16 protein-coding genes are annotated in these 15,095 nt (G+C 60.8%); 9 read left to right on the forward strand and 7 right to left on the reverse strand.

Going from position 1 to position 15,095, the window contains the following annotated elements; all coding sequences use genetic code 11:
* The first annotated feature begins 51 nt into the window (after window positions 1-51).
* The 7 genes from B9Z50_RS14610 (at window position 52) to B9Z50_RS14640 (ending at window position 6,817) form a co-directional block, all read left to right on the forward strand.
* A complete protein-coding gene (locus B9Z50_RS14610) occupies window positions 52-822 on the forward strand; it encodes a spermidine synthase (protein ID WP_108365500.1) in 771 nt (256 codons plus the stop codon).
* 146 nt (window positions 823-968) lie between these two features.
* Window positions 969-1,457 carry a tripartite tricarboxylate transporter TctB family protein gene (locus B9Z50_RS14615; protein WP_108365501.1) on the forward strand — a complete coding sequence of 163 codons (489 nt, stop codon included), beginning with the start codon at window positions 969-971 and terminating at the stop codon, window positions 1,455-1,457.
* 13 nt (window positions 1,458-1,470) lie between these two features.
* Window positions 1,471-2,982 (forward strand): tripartite tricarboxylate transporter permease, encoded by a 1,512-nt coding sequence (locus B9Z50_RS14620; RefSeq protein ID WP_108365502.1) that lies wholly within the window; start codon window positions 1,471-1,473, stop codon window positions 2,980-2,982.
* Window positions 2,983-3,219: 237 nt separating this feature from the next.
* A complete protein-coding gene (locus B9Z50_RS14625) occupies window positions 3,220-3,471 on the forward strand; it encodes a tripartite tricarboxylate transporter substrate-binding protein (RefSeq protein WP_233249891.1) in 252 nt (83 codons plus the stop codon).
* A gap of 1 nt (window position 3,472) precedes the next feature.
* Window positions 3,473-5,095, forward strand: coding sequence for a gamma-glutamyltransferase family protein (locus B9Z50_RS14630; RefSeq protein WP_108365503.1), 1,623 nt, complete (start codon window positions 3,473-3,475; stop codon window positions 5,093-5,095).
* A complete protein-coding gene (locus B9Z50_RS14635) occupies window positions 5,095-6,015 on the forward strand; it encodes a DMT family transporter (RefSeq protein WP_108365504.1) in 921 nt (306 codons plus the stop codon). Before B9Z50_RS14630 ends, B9Z50_RS14635 begins: the two co-directional genes overlap by 1 nt.
* Window position 6,016: 1 nt before the next feature.
* The gene (locus tag B9Z50_RS14640) at window positions 6,017-6,817 is read left to right on the forward strand and encodes an SDR family oxidoreductase (RefSeq protein ID WP_108365505.1); all 801 of its coding nucleotides are present in this window, start codon (window positions 6,017-6,019) and stop codon (window positions 6,815-6,817) included.
* Window positions 6,818-6,931: 114 nt separating this feature from the next.
* Here B9Z50_RS14640 and B9Z50_RS14645 read toward each other — a convergent pair whose 3' ends face one another.
* Together B9Z50_RS14645 and B9Z50_RS14650 are read right to left on the reverse strand one after the other, a co-directional pair.
* Entirely contained in the window at window positions 6,932-7,501 is a 570-nt protein-coding gene (locus B9Z50_RS14645; protein ID WP_233249892.1) for a GNAT family N-acetyltransferase, read from the reverse strand.
* A 78-nt stretch (window positions 7,502-7,579) separates the two neighbouring features.
* Complete coding sequence (locus tag B9Z50_RS14650) at window positions 7,580-8,479, reverse strand: DMT family transporter (protein ID WP_108365506.1); 900 nt, start codon at window positions 8,477-8,479, stop codon at window positions 7,580-7,582.
* 131 nt (window positions 8,480-8,610) lie between these two features.
* Here B9Z50_RS14650 and B9Z50_RS14655 point away from each other — a divergent pair, with 131 nt between their 5' ends.
* Window positions 8,611-9,594, forward strand: a complete 984-nt coding sequence (locus B9Z50_RS14655) for a quinone oxidoreductase (protein ID WP_108365507.1) — start codon at window positions 8,611-8,613, stop codon at window positions 9,592-9,594.
* Between the two features lie 100 nt (window positions 9,595-9,694).
* Here the strand turns inward: B9Z50_RS14655 and phnE are convergent, their stop codons facing one another.
* The 5 genes from phnE to B9Z50_RS14680 form a co-directional block, all read right to left on the reverse strand.
* Window positions 9,695-10,528: a phosphonate ABC transporter, permease protein PhnE gene (gene phnE, locus B9Z50_RS14660; RefSeq protein WP_108365508.1), complete on the reverse strand. Its 834-nt coding sequence runs from the start codon at window positions 10,526-10,528 to the stop codon at window positions 9,695-9,697.
* The gene (locus B9Z50_RS14665) at window positions 10,525-11,385 is read right to left on the reverse strand and encodes an ABC transporter permease (RefSeq protein ID WP_108365509.1); all 861 of its coding nucleotides are present in this window, start codon (window positions 11,383-11,385) and stop codon (window positions 10,525-10,527) included. Before B9Z50_RS14665 ends, phnE begins: the two co-directional genes overlap by 4 nt.
* A gap of 28 nt (window positions 11,386-11,413) precedes the next feature.
* Complete coding sequence (locus tag B9Z50_RS14670; RefSeq protein WP_108365510.1) at window positions 11,414-12,253, reverse strand: phosphonate ABC transporter ATP-binding protein; 840 nt, start codon at window positions 12,251-12,253, stop codon at window positions 11,414-11,416.
* 18 nt (window positions 12,254-12,271) lie between these two features.
* On the reverse strand, window positions 12,272-13,105 hold the full coding sequence (locus B9Z50_RS14675; RefSeq protein WP_108365676.1) for a putative selenate ABC transporter substrate-binding protein: 834 nt from the start codon (window positions 13,103-13,105) through the stop codon (window positions 12,272-12,274).
* A gap of 135 nt (window positions 13,106-13,240) precedes the next feature.
* Complete coding sequence (locus tag B9Z50_RS14680; protein WP_233249893.1) at window positions 13,241-13,954, reverse strand: DUF4395 domain-containing protein; 714 nt, start codon at window positions 13,952-13,954, stop codon at window positions 13,241-13,243.
* Window positions 13,955-14,094: 140 nt separating this feature from the next.
* On the opposite strand from B9Z50_RS14680, the gene egtD reads away from it, so the two are divergent.
* A complete protein-coding gene (egtD, locus tag B9Z50_RS14685) occupies window positions 14,095-15,093 on the forward strand; it encodes an L-histidine N(alpha)-methyltransferase (RefSeq protein ID WP_108365512.1) in 999 nt (332 codons plus the stop codon).
* Window positions 15,094-15,095: the final 2 nt, after the last annotated feature.

The following is a 15,095-nucleotide window of genomic DNA, read 5'->3' on the forward strand; positions in this document are numbered from 1 at the left end:
TTTGAGGGTGCATCAACATTTCCTCATCGCCGCTCTGTACCATCTCGCCCCATGACCCGCAAAAAACCTTCTGCCCTCAGCCTCGCACTGCCCGAAGTCAATTTCTCCGAAGACGGTGAGATCCGTTATCTGCACCTGGGCACCGAATGGATTCAGGGCTCGATGTTTCTAGACCGCCCATTTGACATTGAGCTGGAATATGTCCAGCGCATGTTCGGCTGGCTGCTGTTTTTTCCGCATGCCGAAGTCAAGGGCGCTCACGCCATGCAACTGGGGCTGGGTGCAGGCACCATCACCAAGTTTTGCTACAAGAAACTCAAAATGACCTGCACGGCTGTGGAGTTGAATCCGGGCGTGTTGCACGCTTGCCGGGGTTGGTTTCGCCTGCCGCCCGATGACGAGCGTTTGCGCGTGGTGTTGGCCGATGCGTCGCTGGAAATTCAAAAGGACGAATGGCGTGGCACTGTGGATGCGCTGCAAGTAGACCTCTACGATGAAGAGGCTGCAGCCCCGGTGCTCGACACACCCGACTTTTACCGACATTGCCGCGAACTCCTCAGCCCGCAAGGCTGCATGACAGTGAACCTGTTTGGCCGCTCGTCGAGTTACGCCGAGAGTGTGGAGAAAATCTGCGCGGCCTTTGGCGAAGACGCCGTGTGGGAGTTCAAACCCACCCGCGAAGGCAATGCCATCGTGCTGGCGCAACGCACGCCGCATCGGCCATCGCGCGATGCGATGCTGCAAGCGGCCAGTGCCATCGAAGAAAAATGGGGCCTGCCCGCACCGAAATGGCTCAAGGTCTTCAAGCCGCTGACCAAATGAGTGCATTCGCGGGGAATCACTCACAACAGTGTGCGCGTCAGGGTTAACCATGGGGTCGTCACCCCGGGGACATAGGTGTAACCCACATCCTTGAAGTCGTCAGTTTCACGCAGAATCACCTCAACTCAAAACAGAGGAGATATCGCGTGAATATCAAGAGTCAGAAAGACTTTTTCGCAGGCCTGTTGTATGCGGTCGTGGGTGGCGCCTTCGCCATTGGTGCCACCAACTACAACATTGGCACGGGTGCCCGCATGGGCCCAGGTTACTTTCCACTGATGCTAGGCGTTTTGCTCGGTCTCATTGGCTTGTACATCATGTTCAAGTCCCTGGTGATGGAAACCGCCGATGGCGACAAGATCGGCAAGTGGGCCTGGAAGCCCTTATTTTTCATCATTGCCGGCAACTTGCTGTTTGGCGTGCTGCTCAGCGGCTTGCCAAGATTTGGCATCCCTGGCATGGGTCTGATTGTGGCCATCTACGGCGTGACGATTGTGGTCAGCAAGGCGGGCGGTGAAGCCAACATCAAGGAATCTCTGATCTTGGCCACCATTTTGTCGACCATCAGCTATTTGGGCTTCATCAAACTGCTCAACCTGCAGTTCCCGGTCTGGCCATCTTTCATCACAGGTTGAGGAGAAAACATCCATGGAACTTTTTGACAACCTGGCGCTTGGTTTTGGGGTGGCCTTCACCTTCCAGAACCTGATTTATGCGTTCATTGGCTGCCTCTTGGGCACGCTGATTGGTGTGTTGCCTGGCGTGGGCCCTGTGGCCACCATTGCCATGCTGCTGCCCGCCACTTACTCACTGCCTCCTGTGGCGGCGCTGATCATGTTGGCCGGTATCTACTACGGCGCGCAATACGGTGGCTCCACCACGGCCATTTTGGTCAACCTGCCGGGCGAAGCCTCGTCGGTGGTGACCATGATTGACGGCTACCAAATGGCCCGCAAAGGCCGTGCTGGCCCCGCTTTGGCGGCGGCTGGTATCGGCTCTTTCTTTGCCGGTTGCGTGGGCACCTTGGTGTTGGCCGGTTTTGCGGTGCCGCTGACCGAAGTGGCTTTCAAGTTCGGCCCGGCCGAATACTTCTCGCTCATGGTGCTGGGCCTGATCGGTGCGGTGGTGCTGGCTTCGGGCTCGCTCATCAAGGCCGTGGGCATGATCATCTTGGGTCTGTTGTTGGGCCTCATTGGCACTGACGTGAACTCCGGTGTGGCCCGCTACAGCTTTGACATCCCTGAGTTGACCGATGGTCTGGGCTTCATCGTGATTGCGATGGGTGTGTTCGGTTACGGCGAGATCATCTCCAACCTGGCCAAGCCTGACGAAGAGCGCGAAGTGTTCGCCAAAAAGGTCGATGGCTTGATGCCCACCAAAGAAGACTTCAAGAACATGATACCGGCCATTTTGCGCGGCACGGCCTTGGGTGCGGCCTTGGGCATTTTGCCTGGGGGTGGTGCCACTTTGTCGGCTTTTGCGGCTTACACCATCGAGAAGAAAACCAAACTCAAGCCCGGTGAAGTGCCATTCGGCCAAGGCAACATCCGTGGTGTGGCAGCGCCAGAGTCGGCCAACAATGCCGGCTCGCAAACCTCCTTCATTCCGTTGCTCACACTGGGCATTCCACCCAACGCCGTGATGGCCTTGATGGTGGGTGCCATGACCATCCACAACATCCAGCCTGGCCCCCAGGTGATGACCAGCAACCCCGAGCTGTTCTGGGGTCTGATCGCCTCGATGTGGATCGGCAACGCCATGCTGATCATCTTGAACCTGCCGCTGATTGGCATCTGGATCAAGTTCCTGACTGTGCCTTACCGTTGGTTGTTCCCGGCCATTGTGTTGTTCTGCGCCATTGGCGTGTACTCGACCAACAACAACACCTGGGACATCTGGATGGTGGGCTTGTTCGGCGTTGTGGGTTATGTGTTCATCAAATTGGGCATGGAGCCTGCCCCCTTGCTGCTGGGCTTGATTCTGGGCCCGATGATGGAAGAAAACTTGCGCCGCGCCATGCTGCTCTCGCGTGGTGACTGGAGCGTGTTCGTCACGCGCCCCCTGTCGGCCACCTTGCTGGCCATGGCGGTGCTGCTTTTGATCATCGTGGCCTTGCCATCCATCAAGTCCAAACGCGAAGAGGCCTTCGTCGAAGAGTGACGAGGCATTGATGCCCCCAAAGACAACGGCCTCCTCGGAGGCCGTTGTCTTTGGGGGCGCTTGCGCTTGTGCCTACCGTGGTCTTGTCACTTGGGTGCAGCAGCGGCGCATGCCCTCTGAGACAATCATTTTGATTTTGCGGCCGAGTTCGGCAGAGGAACATCACCATGAAAAATCGACACCTCTTGCGTGGCCTGTGCGACGCCACCTTGGCTTTGGCCAGCCTGGGCTTGGTCCATGCGCAGAGCTACCCCAGCAAAGCTGGTGCGCCTGATCGTGCCGTTCCCGGCAGGTGGCGCGACCGATTTTTTCACCCGCATCAACACCGCGGCCAACCAAGTGCTCAAAGACCCTGAAGTGATGGAAAAACTGCTGCGCTTTGGCATTGAGCCAGTCGGCGGCACGCCTGCCCAATTCACCACCACGCTGGCCAGCGAATCGGCCAAGTGGAAAAAGATCATCACCGAGCGCAAGATCACCCTGGAATAACATGAACTTCGATTACCAATTCCCCTACACCAGCACCCGATTGCCACTGTTTGCACGCAATGTGGTCTCCACCTCGCACCCCTTGGCTGCGCAAGCGGGCTTGCGCATGATGCTCAAAGGCGGCAACGCGGTCGACGCCGCCATTGCCGCCGCCGCCGTGATCACCCTGACCGAGCCGGTGAGCTGCGGTTTGGGGTCGGACGCATTCGCCATTTTGTGGGACGGCAAAGCGCTGCACGGTCTGAACTCGTCTGGCCCCGCGCCCGCCACCTGGACGCCCGAGTACTTCCACCGCAAATACGGCGCCGAGACCAAAACACCACCCAAGCGCGGCTTTGACTCGGTCACCGTGCCGGGTGCCGTGGCCGGCTGGGTCGCTTTGAGCGACCGTTTTGGCAAGCTGCCTTTTGCCGATTTGATGGAGCCCGCCATTGAGGTGGCTGAGCGCGGTTATTTGATCCCCGTGGTGGTGCAGCAAAAGTGGGCCGCTGCCACTCCCGAGTTGCAGTCGCAGCCCGGCTTTGCGCAAAGCTTTTTGCCCTGGGGCCGTGCGCCGCAGGTGGGCGAGTTGTTCCAGTTCAAAAATGCGGCGCGGGGCCTGAGGGCCATCGCGGCCACCAAGGGCCAAGCGCTGTATGGCGGCGAGATCGCCGAAGCCATTGAAAAGTTTGCCAAGGACAACGGCGGCAGCATCACCGCCAAAGACCTGGCCGACTTCAAGCCCGAGTGGGTCAAGCCCATGGCGCAAGACTACCGGGGCTACACCCTGCACGAGATCCCGCCCAACGGCCAAGGCATCGCCGCGCTGATCGCATTGGGCATCTTGTCCAACTTCGACATGGCCAGCCACAAGGTGGACAGTGCCGACTCGCAGCACCTGCAGATCGAGGCGATGAAACTCGCCTTTGCCGACACGTACCGCTATGTGGCCGACCCGCGTTTCATGGAGCTGCCGCCCGAGCAAATGCTGGACCCGGCCTACCTGGCCAGCCGCGCCAAACTCATCGACATGAAAAAGGCGCAAGACTTCAAGGCGGGCAATCCGGTCAAGGGCGGCACGATTTACCTCACGGCCGCCGACGAAAACGGCATGATGATCAGCTTCATCCAGAGCAACTACATGGGCTTTGGCTCGGGCGTGGTCGAACCCACTTACGGCATCAGCTTGCAAAACCGGGGTCATGGTTTCAGCACCGACCTGCAGGGCCAAAACCCCGCCAACTTGGTGTTGCCGGGCAAGCGCCCCTTCCAGACCATCATCCCGGCCTTTGTCACCAAAGACGGCCAGCCCGTCATGAGCTACGGCGTGATGGGCGGCAACATGCAGCCCCAAGGCCACATGCAAACCCTGGTGCGCATGCTGGACTACGGCCAAAACCCGCAAGCGGCGTGTGATGCACCGCGCTGGCGCTACAACTCGGGCCTGAACATCAACGTCGAAGCCACGATGAATGGCGCCACGGTGCAAGAGCTGATCGCTCGCGGCCACCAGCTCGACATCATCAGCGACTCTTACCAGGACTTTGGTGCTGGCCAGTTCATCTGGCGCATGGGTGACCCGGCCGTACAGGGCTACCAAGTCGCCAGTGACCCGCGCCGCGACGGTCAAGCTGTGGGCTTTTGATGGTGCCCAGCCCCACGCCGCACCTGACGGCGGGTCTGTTGCTGGCGGCTGCCGGCTCCATGGCTTTCAGTGGCAAGGCCATCATCGTCAAGCTGGCCTACCGGCACGGCGTGGATGCGGTCACCCTGGTCATGTGGCGCATGCTGCTGGCCCTGCCTTTGTTTGTGCTCATGGCTTGGTGGGCCGGGCGGGGTAAAGCGCCCCTGACCCGGCGTGACTGGTTGGGCGTGCTGGGTCTCGGTTTTTGTGGCTACTACCTGTCGAGCTTTCTGGATTTTTGGGGCCTGGAGTTCATCAGCGCTTCTTTGGAGCGCCTGATCCTCTACCTCAACCCCACGCTGGTGCTGTTGCTGGGCTGGTTTTTGTTCAAAAAACGCATCACCCAGCGCCAGGGCGTGGCCATGGCCATCAGTTACTCAGGCGTGTTGCTGGTGTTTGGGCACGAGCTGGGGCTGGCCGGGCCGCACGCGGCTTGGGGCGCTTTGCTGGTGTTTTTGAGCGCGACCACTTATGCCATTTATTTGACCTACAGCGGTCAGCTCGTGCAGCGCTTAGGCTCTTTGCGTCTGGCAGGTCTGGCCACCTCGGTCGCTTGCGGTTTTTGTCTGCTGCAGTTTGTGCTGCTCAGGCCCTTGGCCACGGCGGTGGTGCCCGAGCCCGTGATGTGGCTGTCGCTGCTGAACGCCACTGCCTGCACCGTGCTGCCCGTCCTTTTGGTCATGATGGCTATTGAGCGCATTGGGCCAAGCCTGACTGCGCAAACGGGCATGATCGGCCCCATGTTCACCCTGCTCATGGGCGTGTGGATTTTGGACGAGCCGTTCAACATGTGGATCATCGCCGGGACCGTGCTGGTCTTGAGCGGTGTGTTTTGGGTCACGCGGCCGGTGAGCCGCACAACATCAACTTCAGGAGATTGACATGGACTTGGGCATTGCAGGCAAGTGGGCTTTGGTGGGTGGCGCAAGCAAAGGCTTGGGCTGGGGTTGTGCACGGGCCTTGGCCCTGGAAGGCGTGAACGTCGTCATGGTGGCCCGCGGCGCCGAGGTGCTGAACAAAGCCGTGGAAGACTTGCGTGCCGAGACAGGCGGCAAGGTGCAGTTGATCGCTGTCGCGGAGGACATCACCACCGAAGCCGGACGCGAAGCCATCTGGAACGTGGCAGGCGGCCCCGGCAAAGACTACGACATCGTGGTCACCAACGCAGGCGGCCCGCCGCCCGGCGACTTCCGCGACTGGGACCGCGAGGCCTGGCTCAAGGCCATCGACGGCAACATGCTCACCCCCATCGAACTCATCAAAGCCACCGTGGACCGCATGGCCGCACGCGGCTTTGGCCGCATCGTCAACATCACCTCCAGCGCCGTGAAGGCGCCCATCGATGTGCTCGGCCTGTCCAACGGCGCACGCAGCGGCCTCACGGGCTTTGTGGCGGGGGCTTCGCGCAGCGCCATCGCGGCCAAAGGCGTGACCATCAACAACCTGCTGCCCGGCAAATTTGACACCGACCGCATCCGCGCCACGCTGCCCGCCATGGCGCAAAAGCAAGGCAAAACAGTGGAAGAGCTGCGCGTGATCCAGCAAGCCCAAATCCCGGCCGGGCGCTACGGCAACCCCCAAGAGTTCGGCGCGATCTGCGCCTTCTTGTGCAGCCAGCATGCGGCTTACATGACGGGCCAAAACGTGTTGGCCGATGGTGGGTCTTACGCAGGGACGTTTTGATAACGTTCAGTAGGCTGCAATGAAAAGCAGCCTTCGAAACGCTCATTCCAAGAGTTGTCGCCAAATTAGGCCGCATCGCCTGATTGATCTCGCAAGTGCCAGGGGATACAGACTTCAGGCATCACCAGGCCCTCCGCAGGCGCCTTGGCGACGAAACTGGATCACCTGGGACCCTTTGAATTCTGATCGGCAGTATTCTTGATAACCGGCCTTTTGAGCAACTCGAATGGATGCGGCGTTCCCTGGGTCAATGATGCACGCCGTCGTTTTGGCTCCGAACTTTTCATCCATCCATGCAAGCGCAGCGTTCACAGCTTCAGTGGCCATGCCGCGCCCATGCGCTTCGGTTGAGAACACCCAACCACCTTCCGGCAGACCCTCCAGGGGAGGGCTTATGTTTCGCTCCCAGTTCGCAAAGCCAACGTCACCGATGAGCTGTGCACCGTCCTTCCTTTGCACGGCCCAGTAGCCAAAGCCAAGCAACTCCCAGTGCCCGGCATAACGAAGAAGCCGCGCCCAGCAATCCTCCCGCGTTGAAGGCTGCCCGCTAATGAAACGAGCGACTACGGGATCACCCCACATGGCTGCCAATGCAGGAAAGTCACCCAGACGATGCGCACGCAAAATCAGCCGTTCGGTTTCAATCGTGGGTGCGCCCATGTTCTTCGACTCCAGTTGCTCCATTGCAGTGACTCAATCTACCACCGGTCGGTTGGCCCGAGCGTGACATCTAACCCCTTGCCCTGCTTAGCGCCTCGCGTCTTATTTTCTGGATGACACCCAAATCCCGCCAATGATCAGCGCGAATGCCAGCCCATGGAACAGTTGGGGCAACTCGCCCAAAAAGGCGGCTGAGAAGATCGCTGCAAACAGCGGCGTGAGATTGGCAAAAAAACCGGCCACGGCAGGCCCTGCTTGCTGGATGCCCAGGCCCCAGCAGCGGTAGGCCAACACGGCCGGGCCCACCGCCACAAAGGCCAGCGCACTGACGAGCGGCCAGCCCCAAGTGATCTGCGCATCGGTCAGGCCCCATTCCATGCCTGCAAACAGGCCTGACCAAGCCAGACCAAACACCACTTGCGCCAGCAAAAAGGCGGCCCAGTCATTGCGGATGGCCTCGGGCTCGTCTTTGCGACTGAGCAGCCAGCTGTACCAGGACCAGCAGGCCGTGGCCAGCAAAATGAAAAAGTCACCGATCACCAAGCGCACCGCCATGAGTTGCGCCCAGTCGCCCCGCGACAAGACCACCAGCACGCCCAGAATGGACAGCACGGCTCCATAAATTTGTGCACGGCGCACCGGTGCTTTGAAAAAAAGTGCCCCGATGGCCAGCATCCACACCGGGCCACTGGCGGCCACCAAGGTCACGTTCAGCGGTGTGGAAGTTTGCAGGGCCAGGTATTGCAACGCGTTGTAGCAGCCCACGCCCAGCAAGCTGAGCAGCGCAAAACGACGCCAGTGCTGCCACAGGCCACTGTTGCGCTTCAAGACCCAGGCCGCCAAAGGCAGCAAGAGACACAAGGCCACAGCCCAGCGTAAAAAGTTGAGCGTGATGGGCGGCACCAAATCGCTGACCAAGCGACCCACCACCGCATTACCAGCCCACATCAGGGGCGGAATGGTCAAGAGCAAGGCGGTTGAGGGCGAGAGTTTTTGAGTCATGCGGCACTGTATCGGTATTCGGGTTTTCCCGCTGTCGCCAAACTGTCCCCCAACTGCCCCTGTTGGGGGCTGGGGCTCGCGTTTCGTGGCAAAGTGTTTGGTTTAAAACCACATTCCAACAGGAGAACACCATGAGCCTTGCAGTCCAAATCGACCAGAACGGCGGTCCCGAAGTCATGAAACTGGTCGATGTCACCGTCGGCGAGCCTGGCCCCGGCGAGATCCGCATCCGCCACAAAGCCATCGGTCTGAACTTCATCGACGTTTACCAGCGCGGTGGTTTGTACCCGCTGCCCATGCCCCTCAAATTGGGCATGGAGGGTTCAGGCGTGATCGAAGCCGTGGGCGAGGGCGTGACCCATTTGCAAGTAGGCGACCGCGCAGCGTATGCCAGCCAGCCACCCGGCAGCTATTGCGAAGTGCGTGTGATGCCCGCCAAGTGCGTGTGCAAGTTGCCCGACGCGATCTCGTTCGAGACGGGTGCGGCCATGATGCTCAAGGGCCTGACAGCGCAGTATTTGCTCAAGCGCACGCTGCCCCAGGGTGGCCTCAAAGCCGGTGACTTTGTTTTGTTCCATGCCGCAGCCGGGGGCGTGGGCCTGATCGCTTGCCAATGGGCCAAGGCGCTGGGCTTGCGCCTGATCGGCACGGCCGGCAGCGACGCCAAGTGCGCACTGGCTTTGGCCAATGGCGCGGAGTTCTGCATCAACTATTCGACAGAAGACTTCCAGGCCAAGGTCAAAGAGATCACGGGCGGCGCAGGTGTCAAAGTGGTGTACGACTCGGTGGGCAAGGACACCTGGGACAAGTCACTGGACTGCTTGGCTCCGTTTGGTTTGATGGCCAGCTTCGGCAATGCCTCAGGCCCCGTGGCCCCGTTTGCGCCCGGCATTTTGGGCCCCAAGGGCTCCATTTACGTGACGCGCCAGACTTTGTTCAGCCACATCACCACCCGCGAAAACACCCAGGCCATGGCCGATGATTTGTTCGAAGCCGTGACCAGCGGCAAAGTCAAGATCCACATCGAGCAGACCTTCCCCTTGGCGCAAATTCAGGACGCCCACATCGCCCTGGAAGCCCGCAAAACCACGGGCTGCACGATCATCACGCTGTAAGGGCTACGCGAGCCCCCATCGGGGCTCGCGCCAAACGCCATGGGCCGATCTGAGGTCATGGCCCTGAAACTGTGGAGATGCCGTCCACCGGCTGAGGCTTTTAGCGCGTTAACCAGCGCCGCGCTGCAAAGCTCAGCGCATCCACACAAGCCACCATGAGCAGCATGGCCGCCAAAATGGTGGCCGTCTTGTTCATGTGGAACAGGCCCATGTGGAAAGACAACATCTGCCCCAAACCACCCGCCCCCACCACGCCCAACACGGCGGCAGCACGGATGTTGTTCTCCCAGCGGTACAGGGCGTAGCTCATGAGTTGCGGCAGCACCTGCGGCAAGGTCGCGTAAAAGAACACACGCAGCGGCCCCACGCCTTGCGTGCGCAGCGCATCGCCCGGCCCGGTGGGGATGTTCTCCATCGCTTCGGCAAACAGGCGCCCCAGCACACCACTGGTGTGCAGCGCCAGCGCCAAAGTGCCGGCCATGGGCCCGAGGCCCGCCGAAATCAAGAGCAAAGCGGCCCACACCAATTCGGGGATGGCGCGCAGGGCATTGAGCAACCATCGTGTGGGGCTGCGCAGCCAAGCCGCGTCTTGAGCGGACATGCGGCTGGCAGGCACGGCCAAGGCCAAGCCCAGTACCGCTGCAATGACGGTGCCCAAGGCCGACATGGCCAAAGTTTCCCAGGCGGCCCAAACCACCTTGTTGACAAACACAGGCGACAAATCAGGCGGGAAAAACTCCGCCACAAAACGGCCCATGCTGCGTGCCGCTTCCATGGACGCAAATGACGCCCAATCCAGGTCGAGCGAAACAAAGCTGGCCACCACCAAAACCAGCAAAGCCAAAGTGAACCAACACGCTTTGCAGCGGGCATCAAAAATCGGCGGCGGCAATTTGTAGGGCGGGTTGGCCGCTTCACGCGGAAAAGACTTCATGCCAGCGCCTTTCGCAACCAGGCGCTCACGCGGTCGGCCAGCGCCACCAGCGCAATGAAGACCAGCAGCATGGTGGCCACTTCGCCGCCGTTGAACATCTTCATCGAGTTGTCGAGTTGCTGACCCAAGCCCCCCGCGCCCACAAAGCCCAGCACCACCGAGGAGCGGATCGCGCATTCCCAGCGGTACACGGTGTAAGACGCCAATTCAGCGGCGTGGCTGGGCAGCAAGGCGTACACAAAGGCCTGCAGGCGGCCACTGCCATTGCGCATCAGGTTTTGGGTGGCATGGCTCTCGCCGCTTTCCAAAATCTCAGCGTAGACCTTGCCCAGCATGCCGCCATAGGTCAGGGCAATGGCCAGCACGCCGGCCGTAGGCCCCAAGCCCACCACGCGCACGAACACCAGCGCCCAAATCAACTCGGGAATGCTGCGCAGCACAATCAGCGTGGCACGCACCAGCCAGCGCAGCACCGCAGGCAATCGGTCCATGCGACCGGACAAAGCCGACAACGACAAAACCCGTGTGGCCAACAGGCTCAAAGGAATGGCCAGCACCAGCGCCAGCGTGACGCCCGCGGTGGCCATGGCCACGGTGCGCCAAGTCTCACGCACCACCATGTCCATGAACTCGGCGTTGTGGACCAGCGGCCAAAAGGTGGACAAGAACTGCGCCGTCACTTTTCGGTTTTCAGGCTCCCACAGCACCCACAAACGGAACTCGGTGGCCACGCCCAGTGGCCACAACAGCACCAAAGCCAGGCTCAGCCAAAACACCCGCTTGAAAAAGGCCGGGTCGCGGGCAGGCGCATCCCGGCGAGGCCGGGGCGTTGGCAGGTGTGAAACAGAAGCGGTCATCTTGAACCCGGTGCAGCCAGCTACAGCATCAACGGCAGTGCATCACCGCAGGCGCGGACTGGGCTGAAGTGGCTTGTGCTGAGGGCAAAGGCGGGGCTTCGCCACGCAACTCGTGTTCGTACTGGTCGTACAAATGCGCCAAGCGCTCGGGGCTGACCTGTGCAGAAGGCAAATCAAAGACCAGCTGCCCGTCGCGCAAGCCAATGATGCGCGGGAAGTGCGCCAGCGCCATGTCCACCTGGTGCAGTGTGGCCACCAACGTGACTTGGCGCTCGGCCGCCAGGTTCACCAAAGCGGCCATGGCCATGCGGGCGCGCATCGGGTCGAGCGCCGACAGCGGCTCGTCGATCAGCCACAGGCTGGCCGGGGCCAACAGGGCGCGGGCCAGACCCACGCGTTGGCGTTCACCGCCCGACAGGCGGTCCACGCGGTCGAACAATTTGTCACCCAGGTCAAAGTGCACCAGCGCTTCGTAAGCGGCCGGGATGTCGGTCGGGTAGAACAGCGAGCGCAAGCTGGACCAAAAGCCCATGCTGGGCAAACGCCCGGCCAGCACCGAGGTCACCACGCGTTGACGCGGCGGCAGCGGCGGCACCTGCGGGGCCAGAAACAACTGGCCGCGCAAACGGCGCAAGGCGCCAGCCGACTGCGCCCAAGGGTTCACGTCCGACAACTGCAAGCTGCCTTGGGTGGGCCGTTGCGCGCAGGCCAGCACCTGCAGCAAAGTGGTCTTGCCCGCGCCAGACGGGCCAATGATGGCCACCTGCTCGCCTGCGCCAAAACGCAGGTTCAAAGCCCGCAAGGCCGCTGGCGCACCGGGCAGCGCGGCCGGGTGCCGCGCCTCCAGGGCCGAGAGTTCGATCTTCACAGCCGTGGTGCTCAGGCTTTAGAGCAAGCCCGCACTGCGTGCAGCAGACTCCAGACCTTTGTAGTTCTCGGGCGTGGTGGAGATGTAGCGGGTCGAGCGGTTGAGCTTGAGGATCTCGGCGTGCTCGGGGTTGGCGGGGTTCAGGGCCAACAAGGCGGCCTTGATTTTTTCGCGCAAGTCGGCAGGCATGTCGGCGTGCACCGACCAGTTGTAGTTGAAGTAAGGGGGCGTGGTGTAGAACACGTTCACGTCTTGCGTGTTGACCTTGTTTTCAGCCACGAACTTTTTCCAGACGGTGATGTCCAAGGCCGCAGCGTCCACCTTGCCGCTGACCACCGAAGCGATGGTGGCGTCGTGCGCGCCGCTGTAGGCAATGCGCTTGAAGTCCTTTTCAGGTTCGATCTGCGCTTGCAGCAAGAAGCTGCGCGGCATCAGGTGGCCCGAGGTGCTGCTTTGTGAGCCAAAAGAGACTTGCTTGCCCTTCATGTCGGCCAGTGTCTTGATGCCCGAGTTGGTCTTGGCAATGAACACCGACTGGAAACGTGTGTCTTCTTCACGCTGGGCCAATGGCACGATCTTGCCGCCCGAGCGGAGGTTGGCTTGCACAAAGGTGAAACCACCAAACCAGACCACATCGACTTTCTTGTTGACCAGCGACTCCACCGCAGCGGGGTAATCGGTCACGGGTGTGAACTGCACCTTCATGCCCAGCTGCTTTTCCAGGTAGCTGGCCAGGGGCGTGAACTTGCGCACCTGCTCGGTGGCGGCCTCCTCGAGGATGGTGGTCACACGCAGCGTGGTTTGGGCTTGGGCTGCCGAAGAAAAAGCGGCCGACAAAGCCAGCAACCCCATCAGGGCCGCAGTCTGGATTTTGGAAAAAAGGGAAGTGCTCTTGAAAAAACTCACCAAGGGTAAGACACTGAAAAAGGAGGTCAATTAGACCCCATTTTGAAAGTTCAGGTCTGCCCCGCAGTGGTGCCTGCGGCCTCAGTTGAAGCTCAGGTTGTTGCACTCCTCACACTCCTCTTGCAACCAGCCGAATTTGACGAACAGCGCATGGAGTTTGCAGCCCACGCAAAAGCCCAAAATCGCCTCCAGCCACATGAAACCCAAGCACACCCAAACCATGACCAAAGGCAGCCAGCGTGGCAGGTATTGCTCGGTGGTGGGCAGCAGCGGCAAAGTGGTCACGGTATTGACAAAGCCCGCGAATTTTTCGGGGTGAAAGAACACCAGGCACAGGGCAATCATGCTGGCCCCGATGCCCCAGGCAAAACGCTTGGGAGCGAGCGGTTTCCAAACAGCTGGGGCGCGCCGCGCCAACCAGTTGGACAGCCAGATGGTGGGCGAGAGGTAGGAGGTTTTGACGCTCATACCCGCCAGCATCTCGAACAAGGCATAGAACAAGAACCAGGTTTGCACCGTGTAGTCGTAGGTGCGCCGAACCGCCTCGACCATGTACAAAATGCGCCCGTCAAAATCGGTGTCAAAGGTGTCACGGATGACGTTGCCCGTGACGTTCCAGCGCGTGCCAAAGACAATGTCCACCAGCGTGAACGCCATGAAAATCGGCACAACCAGCATGATGCCTGCCCGGATGCGCACCGCCGTTTCGTTCAGGTAGGGCTGGACATCGTCGCGGCTGCGAAACCAGACATAGCGGGTGTCGGGGGGTGTGAATGTGGCGGCGGGGGTGTTCATGGGCATCTCCTTGGGCTTATGTGCTGTGGTCTTGGTTTGCGGAGCAAAACATCAGGGTCGACTTATTTATGCCATCATTATGCGCACTATTGAACGTTTGAACAGGTCCGGGAGGTGTGTGCTCTTGGTTTCGCAACGCGATGCTGCCCCCTTTTGCCATAGCATGGCCGCATGACCCCCCCCAATTCATTCAGCTCTACCAGCACAACGCCGCTGCGGTGGCGCAAGAGCTCTTGCAGGGCCTGAGCGCCCCGCAGGCTTTTACCTCGCCCAAATACCTGTACGACGCGCTGGGCTCGCGCTTGTTCGAGGCCATCACCGAGCTGCCCGAATACGACCTGACGCGCACCGAAGCGCAACTCATGCGCCTGCACAGTGCCGACATGGCACTGCACATGCCCGCAGGCGCTTGCTGGATCGACTTGGGCGCCGGCAACTGCGAAAAAGCCGGGCGCATGCTGGGGCCCCTGCAGGCCGGGCGCTACGTGGCGGTGGACATTTCGGTGGACTTTGTGCGCCAAGCCTTGGACAGCCTGCAGCGCCAGCACCCAGACCTGGCCATGGCGGGCCTGGGCACCGACTTTTCGAGCGGTCTGGAATTGCCAGACGCCTTGGGGCTTGACTCGGCACAAGCACGCGTGTTGTTTTACCCGGGCTCGAGCATCGGCAACTTCACGCCCGATCAGGCCCTGGGCTTTTTGCAAAGCCTGCACCGCGCTTGCGGCACGGCAATGGGCAGCGGTTTGCTGATCGGGGTGGATTTGCTCAAAGACGCCGCCGAATTGGAAGCGGCCTACGACGACGCCTTGGGCGTGACCGCGGCCTTTGACCTGAATTTGCTGCTTCACATCAATCGCTTGGTGGGCAGCAACTTTGTGGTGCGCGACTGGCGGCATTTGTCGCGCTTCAACGCCGAGCAGTCGCGCGTGGAAATGCACCTGCAAGCACGCCATGCGGTCCAGGTTCAGTGGCCGGGTGGCGAGCGGCTGTTTGCGGCAGGCGAGACCATCCACACCGAAAACGCCTGCAAATGGACGTTGCCGAACTTTGAGGCCTTGTTGCACGCAGCAGGCTTTGCCCAAACCCGCGCCTGGACCGATCCGGCCCAGCGCTTTGCGGTCTTGTGGGCCACGGCCTGACA

It is taken from the genome of Limnohabitans sp. Bal53 (assembly GCF_003063355.1).
Lineage (GTDB): Bacteria > Pseudomonadota > Gammaproteobacteria > Burkholderiales > Burkholderiaceae_C > Limnohabitans_A.